14 protein-coding genes are annotated in these 14,674 nt (G+C 68.2%); 12 read left to right on the top strand and 2 right to left on the bottom strand.

Going from position 1 to position 14,674, the window contains the following annotated elements; genetic code table 11:
• Positions 1 to 352: 352 nt before the first annotated feature.
• Positions 353 to 1,342, top strand: a complete 990-nt coding sequence (locus DXK32_RS26300; protein WP_247877357.1) for a hypothetical protein — start codon at positions 353 to 355, stop codon at positions 1,340 to 1,342.
• On the opposite strand, the gene DXK32_RS26295 is transcribed toward DXK32_RS26300, so the two are convergent.
• Positions 1,327 to 2,229 carry a LysR family transcriptional regulator gene (locus tag DXK32_RS26295; protein WP_247877356.1) on the bottom strand — a complete coding sequence of 301 codons (903 nt, stop codon included), beginning with the start codon at positions 2,227 to 2,229 and terminating at the stop codon, positions 1,327 to 1,329. The genes DXK32_RS26300 and DXK32_RS26295 overlap by 16 nt on opposite strands.
• 182 nt (positions 2,230 to 2,411) lie before the next feature.
• Between DXK32_RS26295 and DXK32_RS26290 the strand changes: the two genes are divergently transcribed.
• From DXK32_RS26290 to DXK32_RS26240, 11 genes are all read left to right on the top strand, one after another.
• Complete coding sequence (locus DXK32_RS26290; protein ID WP_114861209.1) at positions 2,412 to 3,410, top strand: MBL fold metallo-hydrolase; 999 nt, start codon at positions 2,412 to 2,414, stop codon at positions 3,408 to 3,410.
• A 100-nt stretch (positions 3,411 to 3,510) separates the two neighbouring features.
• Positions 3,511 to 4,110, top strand: coding sequence for a cupin domain-containing protein (locus DXK32_RS26285; RefSeq protein ID WP_205215833.1), 600 nt, complete (start codon positions 3,511 to 3,513; stop codon positions 4,108 to 4,110).
• Positions 4,111 to 4,279: 169 nt separating this feature from the next.
• The gene (locus DXK32_RS26280) at positions 4,280 to 5,488 is read left to right on the top strand and encodes an alpha/beta hydrolase family protein (RefSeq protein ID WP_162801355.1); all 1,209 of its coding nucleotides are present in this window, start codon (positions 4,280 to 4,282) and stop codon (positions 5,486 to 5,488) included.
• 88 nt (positions 5,489 to 5,576) lie between these two features.
• Positions 5,577 to 6,581, top strand: a complete 1,005-nt coding sequence (locus DXK32_RS26275; protein WP_162801354.1) for a TRAP transporter substrate-binding protein — start codon at positions 5,577 to 5,579, stop codon at positions 6,579 to 6,581.
• Complete coding sequence (locus DXK32_RS26270; RefSeq protein ID WP_114861206.1) at positions 6,581 to 7,171, top strand: TRAP transporter small permease; 591 nt, start codon at positions 6,581 to 6,583, stop codon at positions 7,169 to 7,171. Before DXK32_RS26275 ends, DXK32_RS26270 begins: the two co-directional genes overlap by 1 nt.
• A gap of 3 nt (positions 7,172 to 7,174) precedes the next feature.
• Positions 7,175 to 8,449: a TRAP transporter large permease gene (locus DXK32_RS26265; RefSeq protein WP_114861205.1), complete on the top strand. Its 1,275-nt coding sequence runs from the start codon at positions 7,175 to 7,177 to the stop codon at positions 8,447 to 8,449.
• A gap of 44 nt (positions 8,450 to 8,493) precedes the next feature.
• Entirely contained in the window at positions 8,494 to 9,123 is a 630-nt protein-coding gene (locus DXK32_RS26260) for a cysteine hydrolase family protein (RefSeq protein ID WP_114861204.1), read from the top strand.
• Positions 9,124 to 9,225: 102 nt separating this feature from the next.
• Entirely contained in the window at positions 9,226 to 10,734 is a 1,509-nt protein-coding gene (locus tag DXK32_RS26255; RefSeq protein WP_114861203.1) for an aldehyde dehydrogenase, read from the top strand.
• 3 nt (positions 10,735 to 10,737) lie between these two features.
• Positions 10,738 to 11,730: an amidohydrolase family protein gene (locus tag DXK32_RS26250; protein WP_114861202.1), complete on the top strand. Its 993-nt coding sequence runs from the start codon at positions 10,738 to 10,740 to the stop codon at positions 11,728 to 11,730.
• Between the two features lie 60 nt (positions 11,731 to 11,790).
• Positions 11,791 to 12,795 (top strand): asparaginase, encoded by a 1,005-nt coding sequence (locus DXK32_RS26245; protein WP_114861201.1) that lies wholly within the window; start codon positions 11,791 to 11,793, stop codon positions 12,793 to 12,795.
• A gap of 71 nt (positions 12,796 to 12,866) precedes the next feature.
• Positions 12,867 to 13,763: a polysaccharide deacetylase family protein gene (locus DXK32_RS26240; RefSeq protein ID WP_114861200.1), complete on the top strand. Its 897-nt coding sequence runs from the start codon at positions 12,867 to 12,869 to the stop codon at positions 13,761 to 13,763.
• 158 nt (positions 13,764 to 13,921) lie between these two features.
• On the opposite strand, the gene DXK32_RS26235 is transcribed toward DXK32_RS26240, so the two are convergent.
• Positions 13,922 to 14,635, bottom strand: a complete 714-nt coding sequence (locus DXK32_RS26235; RefSeq protein WP_114861199.1) for an IclR family transcriptional regulator — start codon at positions 14,633 to 14,635, stop codon at positions 13,922 to 13,924.
• Positions 14,636 to 14,674: the final 39 nt, after the last annotated feature.

Here is a 14,674-nt window from a genome sequence, read left to right as displayed (position 1 = left end):
GCGGGCCACCCTCTCCCCGGAGGGGAGAGGGCTATAAAGGTCAAATGCGATTGCCCTGGAGATATCATCCCGCGCCAAATTGCTGGGGTCGCGAACCGGTTCGATCCCAACTGGAGACAATTCGTCTTCCCCCATATTCATCGGGGCCTCACCCTGTGGCCATGGCCGTCTTCCCGACTGGGCGACGCCTTGCGGCATTTTGCGGTGGAGGATGGACAGCATGGCGGACCAGTCGATAAAATTCTCCTACGAGTACGGAAAATACAAATATTTCGAGTTTTCCGGAAACAACAACAAGGTGGATGTCGAGTTCTCCTGGGATTCCCCGAAAACGGACCCATCGGGAAAGCCGATGCCGAAGAAGGTGGTCGATCTTTTCAACAAGAATGTGCGCGAGGCCATTCAGGAATTGATGAAGACCGAAGAGAAGACGGTCGCCGAAATAAAGAAGCAGATCCAGGCGTGGGATCAGAAGATCGAAAAGCACGAGATCGACGGCCGCAACCTGTTTTTGTTCCTGAACACGATCAACGACACCATGGAGCAGCGGGCCGCCGACCGCTTCGGGGGAATCGTCGGCGGCATCGCGACGGTCATGAAGCTGATCGTCAAGAAGGCCTTCTCCGGCCTCGACGCGGCCGTGCGCAAGATGCTCGAAGACATGAAGTGGAAGGTCTACGCCAAGACGGTGGGAAAGATCGCCCTCGCTCTGACGGCGACCGCCCTTGCCATCACGGCCACGGTGCTGACCGGGGGCGCGGCGCTGCCGCTGGTCGTGGCGGGCGCCAAGATCACGCTCGACGTGGTCAAGGAAGGGAAGGCGGCCTACGACAGCTTCAACGATGGCGCGGACGAGGTGGTCGCTCTGCAAAGCGCCGTGAAGAAACACAGGGCCAGCGCGCAGGAGGCGATGAAGGCGGTCGAGCGGGCCGAAAGCCGACGCTACCTCATGGCGGAGTCGGTGAACAAGCTGGAGCGGCAGCTTGGCGCAGCGGAGGCCAAATACGCGGACGTGGAACGGATCCTCACCCAGAAGAAGATCGACGGGATCACCATCACCGCGGATTCCACCCTCCTGGGTCTGGTCAACAAGGTGAATCGGTACAAGGATCTGATCGACCGCCTCACCCCGCTGCTGAACGCGGCCCGCGCCGATCTGAAGCGCCTGGACGCGCTGATCGACGGAGCGCGGCGGGCGTTCGACCCGTCCACCTACGACGCGATTCCAAACGCCGACTGGAAGACGATTCTCAAGAAATACGCGGACGAGTACGGCGCGACGGTCAAGACGCTGGGTGATCTGGGCTCCAGCATCGCGACCGTCGTTCAGAAGCTGGCCTGATCCCCGGCCCGCCAGTCGTAACCCTTCATGTGATCGAGGAAGGCCCGCATGGCCGCGCTCGGCAGGCGGCGGTTCGGGTAGTACAGAAACCAGTGCGGCAAGGTGGGGCTCCACTCCGGGAAAAGTTCCACCAGCCGGCCGTCCCGGAGATGGGGTTTCGCATAGTCGTCCAGGACGTGGGCGATGCCCCGGCCGGCCAGGGCGGCCTGAAGCTCGTTGTGCACCGTGCTGACCGTCAGGCGTCCGGCGGGCGTGACCTCCAGCGCGTCGCTCCCGCGGGCGAAGCGCCATGTGACGAGGGTCCCGCCGGGAAATCTCCGCCTGATGCAGTCGTGGTAGACCAGGGCGTGCGGCGTCACCGGCAGCCCATGCCGCGCGATGTAATCCGGTGACGCGACGATCGCGTATCGCAGCGACGGCCCGAACGGGACCGCGATCATGTCCTGCGCCAACTGCTTGCCGAAACGGACGCCGGCATCGAACCCCTGCTCGACGATGTCGATCACCGCGGCGTCGCTGATGATCTCGATCCTCACCTCGGGATAGGCGTCCATGAAGTCGAAGACCAGCGGGCAGAGGAGATGATCGACGGCGGGCGCCGGCGCGTTGATCCGCAGCGTTCCCGATGGGCTGTCCCTCAACTCGCCGACCTCGGCGATCGCAAGCTGGATGTCGCTCAGCGCCGGGGCCAGGCGGTCGAGGAGGCGCTGCCCGGCCTCCGTCGGCGATACGCTCCTCGTCGTCCGATTGAGCAGCCGGATGCCCAGCGCCTCCTCCAGGGCGTTCATCGTCTGGCTCAAGGCCGATGACGAGACGCCCCGTTCCAGCGCCGCCGCGCGGAAGCCGCCACAGCGCACGATCGCCGCGAACACATCGAAGCTGTCCAAGCGAATGGGGTTCATTGCGAAGCTGGCCTAATCAAGCCGATCACTTTTGCAGAGCTTATCAGCGCAATCCTGCCGTGTCATGGTCGATCTGCGGTTGATCGTCGCGCCCGGATCGCCGTCCGCCAGCGGTCCCCCCCGGCCCCGTGGCGGGAAGCGGGCGCTCCACTGGGAAGGATACGCCGATGAATGCCCTCACTCTGAACCGACGCCGGATCATGCTGTCCGCCGCCGTCGGCGCAGCGACCCTGTTCGCTCCCGGTGGTGGGAGCGCGTCCGCGCAGGCGACGCAACCGACGCCGACAACACCCGCAACCGGCAACGCCGGCCACTACCGTTTCCGGGTCGGCGACATCAGTGCGACGGTGTTGAGCGACGGCGTGATCGGCGGTCCGCCGCGCGTCTACGCGAGCGATGCGCCCGAAGCGGAGCTTCAGGAGGTGCTGCGGCGCGCCTTCCTGCCGACGGACCACATGACGTTGAATTTGAACACCCTTCTGCTCGAAACCGGCGGACGGCGCATCCTCGTCGAGGCCGGCGCGGGCGCGACGATGGGGCCGAACGGCGGGCGGATTTTTCAGAACCTCGCGGCGATCGGGCTCGGTCCCGCGGACATCGACGCCATCGTGATCTCGCACACCCATCCCGACCATGTCGGCAATCTCAGGACCGCGAGCGGCGGCCGGGCGTTCCCCCGGGCCACCGTCTTCGTGCCGCGGGCGGACTGGGACTTCTTCGTCCGCAACGATCCGGACCTGTCCTACATGCCCGTTCCGGAGGATTTCCGCCGCCGCTTCGCCGCCGCCATCAAGAGCAGCCTCGAACCGGTCGGCAACGCGGTCGAACTCTACGAGGCCGGCGCCGAGATCGTGCCGGGCCTCACGACGATCGTCGCCGCCGGCCACACGCCGGGCATGGCGACCTTCCTCGTCCATTCCGGAAACGACCAGTTGCTGTTGACCGCCGACCTCGCCTACCACCCGGTCGTCAACGTCGACAATCCCTGGCGTCCCGGACCCGACCGCGACAAGGACACCGCCCTGGCCTCCCGCCGGCGCGTCTTCGACCGGGCCGCCGCCGACCGCATTCCGGTGCTGGGGTTCCATTTTCCGTTTCCGGGCCTCGGTCGGATGCTCAAGACCGACGCCGGCTACGCCTGGGTCCCCGCGAACTGGCAGTTCTGAGGGCGGCTTCCGCGGTCGGCCGACATGCACATCATGAACCCTGTTCAAGTCACTGTCATGTGGTAACATGTGCTGGAACGAACTTGTCGAGGACATGGTGATGAGCGGCGCTACCAACCCACCGGCGGATACGACCTCGGGCGAGGCGCGCATCGGGGTGAAGATCCGGCACACCCGCATGCTGAAGGGCCTGACGCTGAAGCAGCTGGCGGACGAGGTCGGATGTTCGGAATCCTTGCTTTCGAAGATCGAGAACGGCCGGGCCAATCCGTCGCTGAATATGATCCAGCGTCTGGCCAAGGGCCTCAGCATGACCGTGGGGGAACTGTTCGCGCAGGTGGACGACCCGGCCCATGTCGTGGCGCGCGCCGGCGGCCGCACGATGATCCAGACCGACCAGCTCCGCCGCGGCTCGGGGCTGGTGCTGGAGCGCCTGATTCCCTACGCCGACGGTCACCTGCTCCAGGGAAACATCCATCACATCAAGCCGGGCGGCGGCAGCGAGGGAGACCTGGAGCACGAGGGCGAGGAGTTCGGTTACGTGCTCGAGGGCGAACTCGAACTGTCCGTTGCCGGCCGGATCTATGTGCTGCGCGCGGGTGACTCCTTCTGCTTCCGCTCCGAACACCCACACAGCTACCGCAACAGCGGCGCGGAGCCGACGCGCGTGCTGTGGCTCAACACCCCTCCCAGTTTCTGAAGCGGGCTCCCGCAACGGGAAGCGCAGGTAAGCTCATAGAACGCCATTCAAGTTACTTGACAGAGGTTCCACCCCTCCGTACTGTTTGGTCATACCCGGCAGCAGTCAGTGCACCAAGAAATGCGCCGCGGCAGCCAACCAACAATGTTCGAGGGAGACAGGGGCCTTGGTGGCAGAGCAAAAACTGATCAACGCGGTCACCGACCGACGCGACCCGCATTACCAGCCTTACGGCTGGCATCATTGGCCGGACCATCCCTGGATGGCCTACCAGTTCCGCCGGGCCCTGGGTGAAACGCAGGAAGGCGGCGGCGCCATCAGCGAATGCTTCCAGGCCGCCAGCCGGATGATCCCCGGCGACAAGGAAAGCTGGCACAAGGAATGGCTGCACATCGCCGACCGGAACGACCGGCGCGGCGACGAGGAGGAGGCGAAGGGGCACATCGAGACGGCGAAGGCCTGCTGGCTGCGCGCCGTCGATTATTACCGGCAGGCGGAGTTCTGGCTCGACGCCGCAGACCCCCGCCGGCTGGAAACCTTCACCAAAATGGAGAACTGCTCCAAGAAGTGGGGGCGCTGGCTCACGCCGCGGATGGAGGAGGTCACGATCCCCTACGAGGGCGGCCAGATGTACGGCTACTTCGTCCGCAGCCCGGTGCGCGTCGAAAAGCAGCCGGTCCTGATCGCCTTCGGCGGGCTGGACAGCATCAAGGACGAGATGTGGTTCATGAGCGCGCGGGCGCCGGTCCAGCGCGGCATGTCGGTCCTGATGATCGACGGACCGGGGCAGGGCGGCACGCTGCGCCGCCACGGCATCCCGAACCGCGCCGACTACGAGGTGCCGGTCGGCGCCATGATCGATTACCTGCACACCCGCGACGACATCGACCGCGACCGCATCGCGGTCTGCGGCTCCAGCCTGGGCGGCTTCTACGCGGCCCGCGCCGCCTCCTACGAGCACCGCATCGCGGCGGTGATCTCGCACGGCGCCGTGTGGGACGTGAACGAGCTGTGGGGCGAGGCGAACGAGGGCCACGGCCTCGCCGACCACATCAAGTGGGTCTTCGGCGTGTCCTCCATGCGGGAGGCCTTCGAAAAGGGCCGCGACTTCAAGCTCGAAGGCCACATCGACAAGATCCGCTGCCCTTACCTGATCTGCCACGGCGGCAGCGACGTGCTGAGCGTGCGGCAGGCCACCCAGGTCTACGAGTACGCCAAGGCGCACGGCGTCGACGTCACGCTCGAGATGGTCAGCGTCGAAGAGACGGGCGCCGAGCATTGCCAGCACGACAACCCGACGATCGGCCAGGAGAAGATGGCGGACTGGCTGGCCGACCAGCTCAAGATCGACCAGCGCGAAATGAACGCGCTGCGCTGACGGCCGCGCGTCATGCCCCGGCGGGATGACCGGGGCATGCCCCGCCGACCATGAACAGGGCGAACACAAAACAGGGAGAGGCGAAACAATGCGACTCAAGGGATTCTTCTTCACCTTCACCGCCGCAGCGATCGCCCTGGCCTCGGTGGGCCACGCGGCCACCCCCACCATGAAGATCGCGCACGTCGTGCCGTCCGGCGACCCGCGCGACCTCGGAGCCGTCAAGGTCAAGGAACTCCTCGCGGCGGACACGCGCTGCAGCATCAACGCGACCGTCTATCCGTCCGCCCAGCTCGGCGGCACCACCGACCTGATCGAGGGCATGCAGATCGGCTCGGTCGAGGCCGTGGTCCTGCCGGCCTCCTTCATGGTCGGCTTCGAGCCCAGGATCGGCATCTTCGACTTCCCCTTCTTCTGGCCGACGAAGACCGAGGACCTCCTGAAGGTCCACAAGGGTCCGGCCATGGCGAAGCTCCTCAAGACCACCGAGGCGCAGGGCGTCGTCAGCCTGGGCGTCTGGCACACCGGCTACAAGCAGTGGACGGCCAACAAGCCCCTGAAGCAGCCGTCCGACTTCGCCGGCCTCAAGGCGCGGGTGATGCCGTCGCCCGTGCTGGTGGAGCAGCAGAAGATCCTCGGCCTCAACCCGGTGAACATGCCGTTCCCGGAAACCTACAACGCGCTGCAGAACCGCACGATCGACGCCCAGGAAAACCCCCTCGTGACGACCTTCGTGATGAAGTTCCACGAGGTGCAGAGCAACGTGACGATGTCGAACCACGGCAACCTCGACCAGCTGTTCATGGTCTCGAAGGCGTGGTGGGACGGGCTGTCCGCCGAGTGCCGGACGGCGGTGAGCGAGGCCGTGGACAAGGCGGCCGACGTGGTCGTCGCCAAGACCGAGGAGATGACCGGCCAGGCCATGACGGCCTTCAAGGAGCGCGGCGTCACCGTCACCGAGCTGTCCGATGCCGAGTACCAGACGCTCCGTGAAACCACCCTGCCGGGGCTGGAGAAATTCTACGTGGCCAAGGCGGGCGCCCCGGGCCGGGAGATTCTCGACGGCTTCAAGAGCGAGCTGGGGCTCAAGTGATGGCGGAGCGGCAGGGGGAGCGGGTGTCCCGCTTCGCCATGCCGGGCCAGTCGCTCGTGTGGTGGCTGGACCGGCTCCTCCTGGGCGCCGACCTGTTTGCGAAGGCGTTCGTCGGCCTCGCTCTTCTCGCCATAACCATGACCCTGTTCGTCGGGGCGCTCGGCCGCTACGCCCTCGACTTCAGCTTCGTCGGCGGCGAGGAGCTGGCCCGCTACCTGATGGTCTGGATGACCTTCCTCGGGTCCTACGTGCTGGTTCGCGAGCAGCGGCACATCATGATCGACATCGTGCTGCGCATGGTGCCGCCGCCGGTGCAGCGCTGGATCGCCGTGCTCATCGGCACCGTCGGCCTCGTCACCATGGTCTACATCACCAAGTACGGCTACGCGCTGGCGGAGCGCATGCTGACCGGATTCCAGATGAGCCCGGTGCTGCCGATCCCGCGCGGGCTCCTCCATGTGTCCCTGCCGCTGGGCAGCGCGCTGATGGCGCTGGCCTTCCTGCACATGGCGCTGTCTCACCTGCTCGACCCGCGGAACGCGCGCCCGCTGTTTACCGAACAGCCCGCCCCACAGCCCAGGGAGGATTGAGGAATGGCCGTTCCCTTCTTTACGGCGGTCTTCATCGGGCTGCTGGTCCTGTCCTTTCCGATCTTCCTCGGCATCCTCGTCGCGACGATCACGACGTTCGAGGCCTTCGGACCGGCCCTGCCGTCGATGGTGATGGCGCAGCGGGTGGTGGAAGGCGTCAACATCTTCTCGCTCATCGCCGTGCCCCTGTTCGTCTTCGCGGCGGACATCATCGCGCGCGGCCAGATCGGTGCCCGGCTGGTGGCTCTGGTCGAGGCGATGGTCGGGCACATCACGGGCGGTCTGGCGATCGCCACCGTCATGTCCTGCGCGCTGTTCGGCGCGATCAGCGGCATCGGCGCCGCGGCCGTGGTGAGCATCGGGCCGATCGTCTATCCGTCCCTGCTGCGGCAGGGCTATGGGGCGGGCTTCTCGGCGGGGCTCATCCTGTCCGCCTCGACCCTGTCGATGCTGATTCCGCCGGGGGTGGCGATGATCCTCTACTCGGTGCAGACCTCCGCATCGGTGGGAACGGTCTTCCTGGCGGGTCTCGGCGCGGGCATCCTGTTCACCGCCGTCCTCGCCGGGTACGCCTATTACTACGCCCGCCGGCACGGCATCATGCGGGGCGCCCGGGCCTCGCTGCCCGAGATCGTAACCGCCGCGCGCCGGGCGGTGTGGGCGCTGGGCCTGCCGGCGGTGATCTTCGGGGGCATCTACGGCGGCGTCTTCACGCCGACGGAGGCGGCCGCCGCGGCCTGCGTGTACGCCATCGTCGTCGAGTGCTTCGTCTACCGCCAGCTGCCCATCTCCGACCTGTTCAAGGTGTCCGTGGCGTCGGGCACGGTCATCGCCACCCTTCTCATCCTGATCGCGGCCGGCGGGGCGATGACCTGGTACCTGACGCTTCTGCAGGTCCCGCAGCAGATCAGCGGGCTGCTCGACGGGCTGAGCCCGTGGACCGTCCTGCTCGTCGTCAACATCATCTTCCTGGTCGCCGGCATGTTCATCGATCCCAACTCGGCGATCATCGTGCTGGCGCCGCTGGTGTACCCCGCCGCCATGGCGGCCGGCATCGACCCGGTGCATTTCGGCGCGGTCCTGGTGCTGAACCTCGCGATCGGCATGATCACGCCGCCCTTCGGGCTCAACATCTTCATCGGCATCACGACCTTCAAGATCAGCTACGCGAAGATCGTGCAGAGTGTCATTCCCTTCATCCTGCTCGCGCTCATCACGCTGTTCCTGGCGACCTACATCCCGATCAGCGTCATGTGGCCGACGATGCTCCAGGGCTGAGCGCGCGCCTGCACGGACCACCCTGCATCAAGAGGACCTTCCCCATGGATTTCGGAGTCGACAGCCCCAAGCCGGCCGTCATCGCCATCGACCTGCACCGCGGGCATCTCGATCCCGCTGTGGCGACCATGCCCCTGGCGGCGGACCGCGCCGCCGTGGTGATCGAGGCCAACCGACGCTTCTTTGACGGCTGCCGGGCGGCCGGCATTCCCATCGTGCACCTCGTCACCACCTATCGGGATGCCGACGAGATCCGCTCCAACCCGTTCTGGCGCACGCGGGCCGACAACCCGACCGCGACGCGGAAGAACGTCGAACGCCACAACATCGAAGGCATGCCCGGCTGCCAGATCATGCCGCAGCTCCATGCGGACGGTGACTGGATCGTCAACACGAAGAAGCGCTACGACTGCTTCGTCGCCAGCGATCTGGACTTCATGCTGCGCCGGCACGGCATCAACACGCTGCTGATCACCGGGGTGAACACCAACAGCTGCGTGCTGGCGACCACCGTCCGCGCCAACGTCATGGATTACGCCGCGGTGTGCATCGAGGACTGCGTCGACACCATGGACGGCCCGGCGGCGCACGAGGCGGCGCTGACCTGCATCCGCGCCGCCTTCGGCTGGGTGATGACGGGCGACGAGGCGCTGCGCACCTTCAGCCGCCGCTGACGGGCAACCCCGGGGCCGGACCGCCCCGGGCGACCATCGTAAGAACCGGAACACACGGGGCGGAAGCCGAAACGTCGGCCTGCCAAGGGGGGAGTATTGCCGATGCCAGTCGAGCACGAACAGCGGACGTGGGGTATGTGGATCGACGGCGCCTGGCGGACGTCGGCGTCCGGACGGACCTTCGCCGTCGAGAACCCGAAGGACGCGTCGGTCCTGGCCGAGGTGGCGGAGGGGGGCGCTGCGGACATCGACGCGGCGGTGGCCGCGGCGCAGCGCGCCTTCGACGGGTGGAGCGGGACTCCGCCCGAGGCCCGCGCCCGCGTCATGGCGAAAGCCGCCGGGATCCTGCGCAGCCGCATGGACGAATTCGTGGGCATCGAGGTCGACCAGACCGGCCGGGCGCGGCGGGAGCTGGCCGCGCAGCTCGCCCGCCTGCCGGAATGGTACGAGTATTTCGGCGCGCTGGCCCGCACCCATGAGGACACAGTGCCGCCGTTCAACGGCCCCTTCCTGAACTACACCCGGCGCGTGCCGCTGGGGGTGGTCGGCCATGTCACGCCGTGGAACCACCCGCTGCTGATCCTGACCAAGAAGGTCGCCCCGTCCCTGGCGGCGGGCAACAGCATGGTGGTGAAGCCGAGCGAGCTGGCGCCGCTGACCCCGCTGCTGCTGGGCGAGGTGCTGCGCGACGCCGGTCTTCCCGACGGGGTCTACAACGTGGTTCCCGGCTTCGGCGCCGACGCCGGCGCGGCGCTGACCCGGCACAAGGGCATCCGCAAGATCGACCTGACGGGCGGCACGGAAACCGGAAAGACCGTGGCGTCGCTGGCCGGGCAGAACCTCACCCGCTTCGCCGGCGAACTGGGGGGAAAGGCCGCCATGGTCGCCTTCCCGGGCGTGGCGCCGCAGGCCGTCGTCAACGCGGCGCTGTTCGCCTCCTTCGTCGCGACGGGGCAGACCTGCGTGCAGGGGTCGCGCCTGATCGTCCACCGCTCGATCCACGACGCCGTGGTGGAGGAGCTGGTGGCGCGGACCCGGGCGCTCCGCCTCGGCGATCCGCAGGATGCGAGGACGCAGGTCGGCCCGCTCGTCTCGGAGCGCCAGCGCGCTATCGTCGAGACGTACGTCCGCATCGGCCAGGAGGAGGGCGCGACTCTGGCGGTCGGCGGGCGCCGGCCGGAGGGGGCGGCCTACGAGCGCGGCTACTGGTACCTGCCGACCGTGTTCACCGGCGTGCGCAACGACATGCGGATCGCCCAGGAGGAAATCTTCGGGCCGGTCGTCTGCGTGATGCCCTTCGACGAGGAGGAGGAGGCCATCGCGCTCGCCAACGGCACCGAGTTCGGGCTGGCGGCCAGCGTCTGGACCGAGGACGTCCGGCAGGCGCACCGCGTCGCGCACCGCATGCAGGCGGGCATCGTGTGGATCAACGACCACCACCGCATCGACCCCGCCTCGCCCTGGGGCGGCTTCAAGATGAGCGGCATCGGCCGCGAGAACGGCATCGCCGCCTATCACGAGTACACGCAGATCCAGAACGTCATCGTCAACCTGTCCAGCGCCCCCTTCGACTGGTTCGCCGACGACGACGTGATGAAGAGGTACAGCTGACCCATGCGCATCGACCTTCACAGCCACGTCATCCCGCCCCGGATCGTCGAGGCGATCGCCGGACAGCCGCAGACCTTCGCCGCCCGCATCGAGGGCGAGGGGGCCGCGCGTCGGGTCGTCCACGACCAGGGCTACGTCTACCCCCTGTTTCCGGAATTCTTCGATCCCGCGGCCAAGCTCGAGGCCATGGACCGCAAGGGCATCGACGTGTCGGTGATCTCGCCGGCGCCGCCGATGTTCTACTACTGGGCCGACGCCGACCTTGCGCTGACGGTCGCCGGGCTGGTCAACGACGGGGTGGCGGACATGGTCGCCGCCCGGCCGGACCGGCTGCGCGGGATGGCCAGCATCCCTATGCAGCACCCCGACGCCGCCGTCGCCGAGCTGGAGCGGGTCGTCAGGGAATGGGGCTTCAAGGCGGTCGAGATCGGAACGTCGATCGAGGGCGCCCAGCTGGCCGAGGAGCGGTTCCGGCCGGTGCTGCGGCGGGCGGCCGAGCTGGGCGTGTTCGTCTTCGCCCACCCCTACTATGTCGGGTCCAAGTCGGGGCTGGAATGCCACTATCTGACCAACCTGATCGGCAACCCGCTCGACACCGCGGTCTGCGTCGCCAACCTGATGTTCAGCGGCGCGCTCGACGAGCTGCCCGACCTCAGGATCCTGCTGGCGCACGGCGGCGGCTTCGCGCCGTACCAGATCGGCCGGCTGGTGCACGGGCACAAGGTCCGCCCCGAGACCCACGCCCACACCAGGACCAATCCCAAGGACCTGCTGCGCCGGTTCTACTTCGACAGCCTCGTCTTCGATCCGCAGGCGCTGCGCTACCTGATCGATCTGGTCGGCGCCGACCGCATCGCCATCGGGACGGACTCGCCCTTCGACATGGCGGATCAGACGCCGCTGGACACGCTGGCCGCGGTGCCGGGGATCACCCACACGGAGAACCACGAGTTGTGCTGCGGCACGGCGCTGCGGCTGCTGGGCGAAGGCCGCTGAGTGAAGGCCGCTGAGTGAAGGCTGCTGAGCGGGGCGGGTGGAACGGAAGGAATGCGACCAATGACGAAGCCAAGGGTGACGGTGCTGGCGCTCGGCGGCACCATCGCGATGACGCGGAGCGACCAGGGCGGCGTGGTGCCGACCCTGACCGGGGACATGCTGGTGGCGGCGGTGCCGGCCCTCACCGAGGTGGCCGCGGTCGACGCCCGGTCCTTCCGGCAGCTTCCGGGCGCCCATCTGGGCTTTGACGATCTGGAGGCGCTCGCGGCGGCCGTCGAGGAGGCCGTGGCGGGCGGCGCCCATGGGGTCGTGGTGACGCAGGGGACCGACACCATCGAGGAGACCGCCTTCGCGCTCGACCGCCTGCTCGGCATCGAGGCGCCGGTGGTCGTCACCGGGGCGATGCGCAACCCGACCGTGCCCGGCGCCGACGGTCCGGCCAATCTCCTGGCCGCCGTCCAGGTGGCGGCCAGCGAGGCGGCGCGCGGGCTGGGCTGTCTTGTGGTCCTGAACGACGAGATCCACGCCGCCCGCTTCCTGCGCAAGACCCACACCAGCAGCCCGGCGGCCTTCACCTCGCCGTCGGCGGGGCCGATCGGCTGGGTCGGCGAGGGCCGGGTGCGGCTGGTGGCGCGGGTGGAGCGCGTTCCCGTGGTGCCGCAGTCCCGCGAGGCCGGCGAGGCGCGCGTCGCGCTGGTCACCGTCGGGCTGGGCGACGACGGGGCGCTGATCGACGCGGCCCGGCAGGCGGGTTTCGACGGCATGGTCGTCGAGGCGACGGGCGGCGGTCACGTCGCCCCCGCGGTCGCGGACGCGCTGGAACGGGCGGCGGCGGCGATGCCGGTCGTGCTGGCGTCGCGCACCGGGGCCGGCGAGATCCTGGCCCGGACCTATGGCTTTCCGGGCGGTGAGATCGACCTGCAGCGGCGGGGCCTGATCCGCGCCGGCTGGCTCGACGGGCTGAAGGCGAAGGTGCTGCTGACCCTGCTTCTCCGCCGGGGGCAAGGCGGTCGCGACAATGTGTCGGCGGCGTTCCGTCCGTGGGGCGGGGGCGCGGGGAGCTGAGCGGGCCGGCCGGAATCGACGGCGGCGTGGCGCATGGGCCGCGCCGCAGGGGGAATTCAAGGAGACCAACGATGACCAATGATGTCGGGGCGAGCATCCGCGCCCGAGTGCCTTACGAGCCGATCCACAAGCGGCGCGCGTTGCGCCTGCCCGGCGACGCCCGGGTGGCGGTGTGGACCATCGTCAACGTCGAGAACTGGAGCCCGCAGGCGGCCATGCCGCGGGCGGTTCTCCCGCCGCCCATGGGCCAGCCGCTCCTGCCCGACGTGCCGAACTGGGCCTGGCACGAGTACGGGATGCGCGTCGGGTTCTGGCGGTTCGTCGAAGCCTTGGGGAGCCGGGGTCTGAAGGCGAGCTTCGCCGTCAACGGAACCGCCTGCGAGGTCTATCGCGACGCCTGCGCCGCGGCGCGGGACGCCGGGTGGGACTTCATGGGGCACGGATTCGTGCAGAAGCCCATGAACAAGGTCGAGGACCAGCGCGCGGCGATCGCGGACACGATCAAGGCCATCAGCGACTTCACCGGCCGCCCGCCGCGGGGATGGGAAAGCCCGGGGCTGACGGAAACCGACGAAACCGTGGATCTGCTCGCCGAGGCCGGCATCGAGTATGTCGCGGACTGGGTCCTCGACGAGCAGCCGGTGCCCATCCGCACCCGCACCGGCTCGCTGGTCTCGATCCCCTACACGGTGGAGATCAACGACGTGGTGATGAGCGCCGTCCAGCAGCAGCCGTCCGACGAAATCCTCCGGCGCGGGCGCGACCACTTCGACCGGCTCTACCAGGACGGCGCGACGGCGCCCCGTGTCATGGCCATCTCCATCCACCCGTACCTGACCGGCGTGCCGCACCGGATCAAGTATCTGGAGGCCCTTTACGACCACATCCTCGGTCATGACGGCGTCGTGATGTGGACCGGCGCCGAAATCCTGGATTGGTACCGGTCGCAGACGGCGACCCCGGCCTGACGGTCAGGCCGCTCCCCGGGGCCGTCTCCCTCGGCCTCCGCGCCAATGTCGCGCGATTTCGCTTCGGCCGGCACCCTGGTGCCGGCCGAAGCCGTGTGCGGGCCATGGCCACGGCGGTGCGGGGATCGGGAGCGTGACTGCGCGATCCCTGACGCCGCTCAGTTCGGGTAATGCCCGCCCAGGGTCTCCGACAGCCGGTGGCCGGCGGCCAGCAACAGGGGCATCATCACCGCCACGCGCTCCTCGGTGAAGCGGGTCAGCGGGCCCGACAGGGTCAGGGCGCCGACCAGCCCCTCCCGCTGGGAGAAGACCGGGACGGCGGCGGCGCCGGTTTCGGATTCGCGTTCACCGAAGGACAGCAGGGGCAGGGCGGCGAAGTCCTCCGCCGACACCACCCCGGAGAAGCGGAGGAGCACATGGCCGGCGGCCCCCCGGTCCAGGGGCAGGCGGTCGCCTTCGTGGACGTGGTCGCGGATCGCCTGCGTCGAATCCTCGCGGAACGCGCAGATCCGCCACGCCCCCTCGCGCCGGAAGAAGGACGCGCTCTCCCCGCTCTCGCGCATCAGCTGGCGCAGCACCGGCCGGACATGGTCCTCCAGGCGCAGGGAGCGTTGGTAGAGCCCGCCCAGCCGCATCAGCTCCGGTCCGAGCCGGTAGGACTTGTCCTGGTGGCGGACAAGATAGCCGGCCTTCTCCAGGGACACGGTCAGCCGCAGGATGGTGCTCTTGTAGAGCCCGGTCCGCGCCGCGATCTCCGTCAAGCTCAGCGCGTGATCGCCCGCCTGGAAGCAGCCGACGATGCTCAGCGCCCGGTCGACGGCCTCCACCCCGCCGGCGGGAGCCGTGGTCGTCTTGGGCTTTTCGTCGGTCATGTCGCATCCTTCGTTGACGGCCCGGCGTCGGCACGCTCG

The organism is Azospirillum brasilense, assembly GCF_003349955.1.
Lineage (GTDB): Bacteria > Pseudomonadota > Alphaproteobacteria > Azospirillales > Azospirillaceae > Azospirillum > Azospirillum brasilense_B.
This window is presented reverse-complemented; position numbering and strand designations above follow the sequence as displayed.

Excerpts from the sequence above, each read along its gene's own strand:
- DXK32_RS26275 (WP_162801354.1), top strand. The coding sequence starts at position 5,577 with ATGCGACTCAAGGGATTCTTCTTCACCTTCACCGCCGCAGCGATCGCC.
- DXK32_RS26265 (WP_114861205.1), top strand. The coding sequence starts at position 7,175 with ATGGCCGTTCCCTTCTTTACGGCGGTCTTCATCGGGCTGCTGGTCCTG.
- DXK32_RS26300 (WP_247877357.1), top strand. The coding sequence starts at position 353 with ATGCCGAAGAAGGTGGTCGATCTTTTCAACAAGAATGTGCGCGAGGCC.
- DXK32_RS26285 (WP_205215833.1), top strand. The coding sequence starts at position 3,511 with ATGAGCGGCGCTACCAACCCACCGGCGGATACGACCTCGGGCGAGGCG.
- DXK32_RS26245 (WP_114861201.1), top strand. The coding sequence starts at position 11,791 with ATGACGAAGCCAAGGGTGACGGTGCTGGCGCTCGGCGGCACCATCGCG.
- DXK32_RS26270 (WP_114861206.1), top strand. The coding sequence starts at position 6,581 with ATGGCGGAGCGGCAGGGGGAGCGGGTGTCCCGCTTCGCCATGCCGGGC.
- DXK32_RS26240 (WP_114861200.1), top strand. The coding sequence starts at position 12,867 with ATGACCAATGATGTCGGGGCGAGCATCCGCGCCCGAGTGCCTTACGAG.
- DXK32_RS26290 (WP_114861209.1), top strand. The coding sequence starts at position 2,412 with ATGAATGCCCTCACTCTGAACCGACGCCGGATCATGCTGTCCGCCGCC.
- DXK32_RS26255 (WP_114861203.1), top strand. The coding sequence starts at position 9,226 with ATGCCAGTCGAGCACGAACAGCGGACGTGGGGTATGTGGATCGACGGC.
- DXK32_RS26235 (WP_114861199.1), bottom strand. The coding sequence starts at position 14,635 with ATGACCGACGAAAAGCCCAAGACGACCACGGCTCCCGCCGGCGGGGTG.
- DXK32_RS26250 (WP_114861202.1), top strand. The coding sequence starts at position 10,738 with ATGCGCATCGACCTTCACAGCCACGTCATCCCGCCCCGGATCGTCGAG.
- DXK32_RS26260 (WP_114861204.1), top strand. The coding sequence starts at position 8,494 with ATGGATTTCGGAGTCGACAGCCCCAAGCCGGCCGTCATCGCCATCGAC.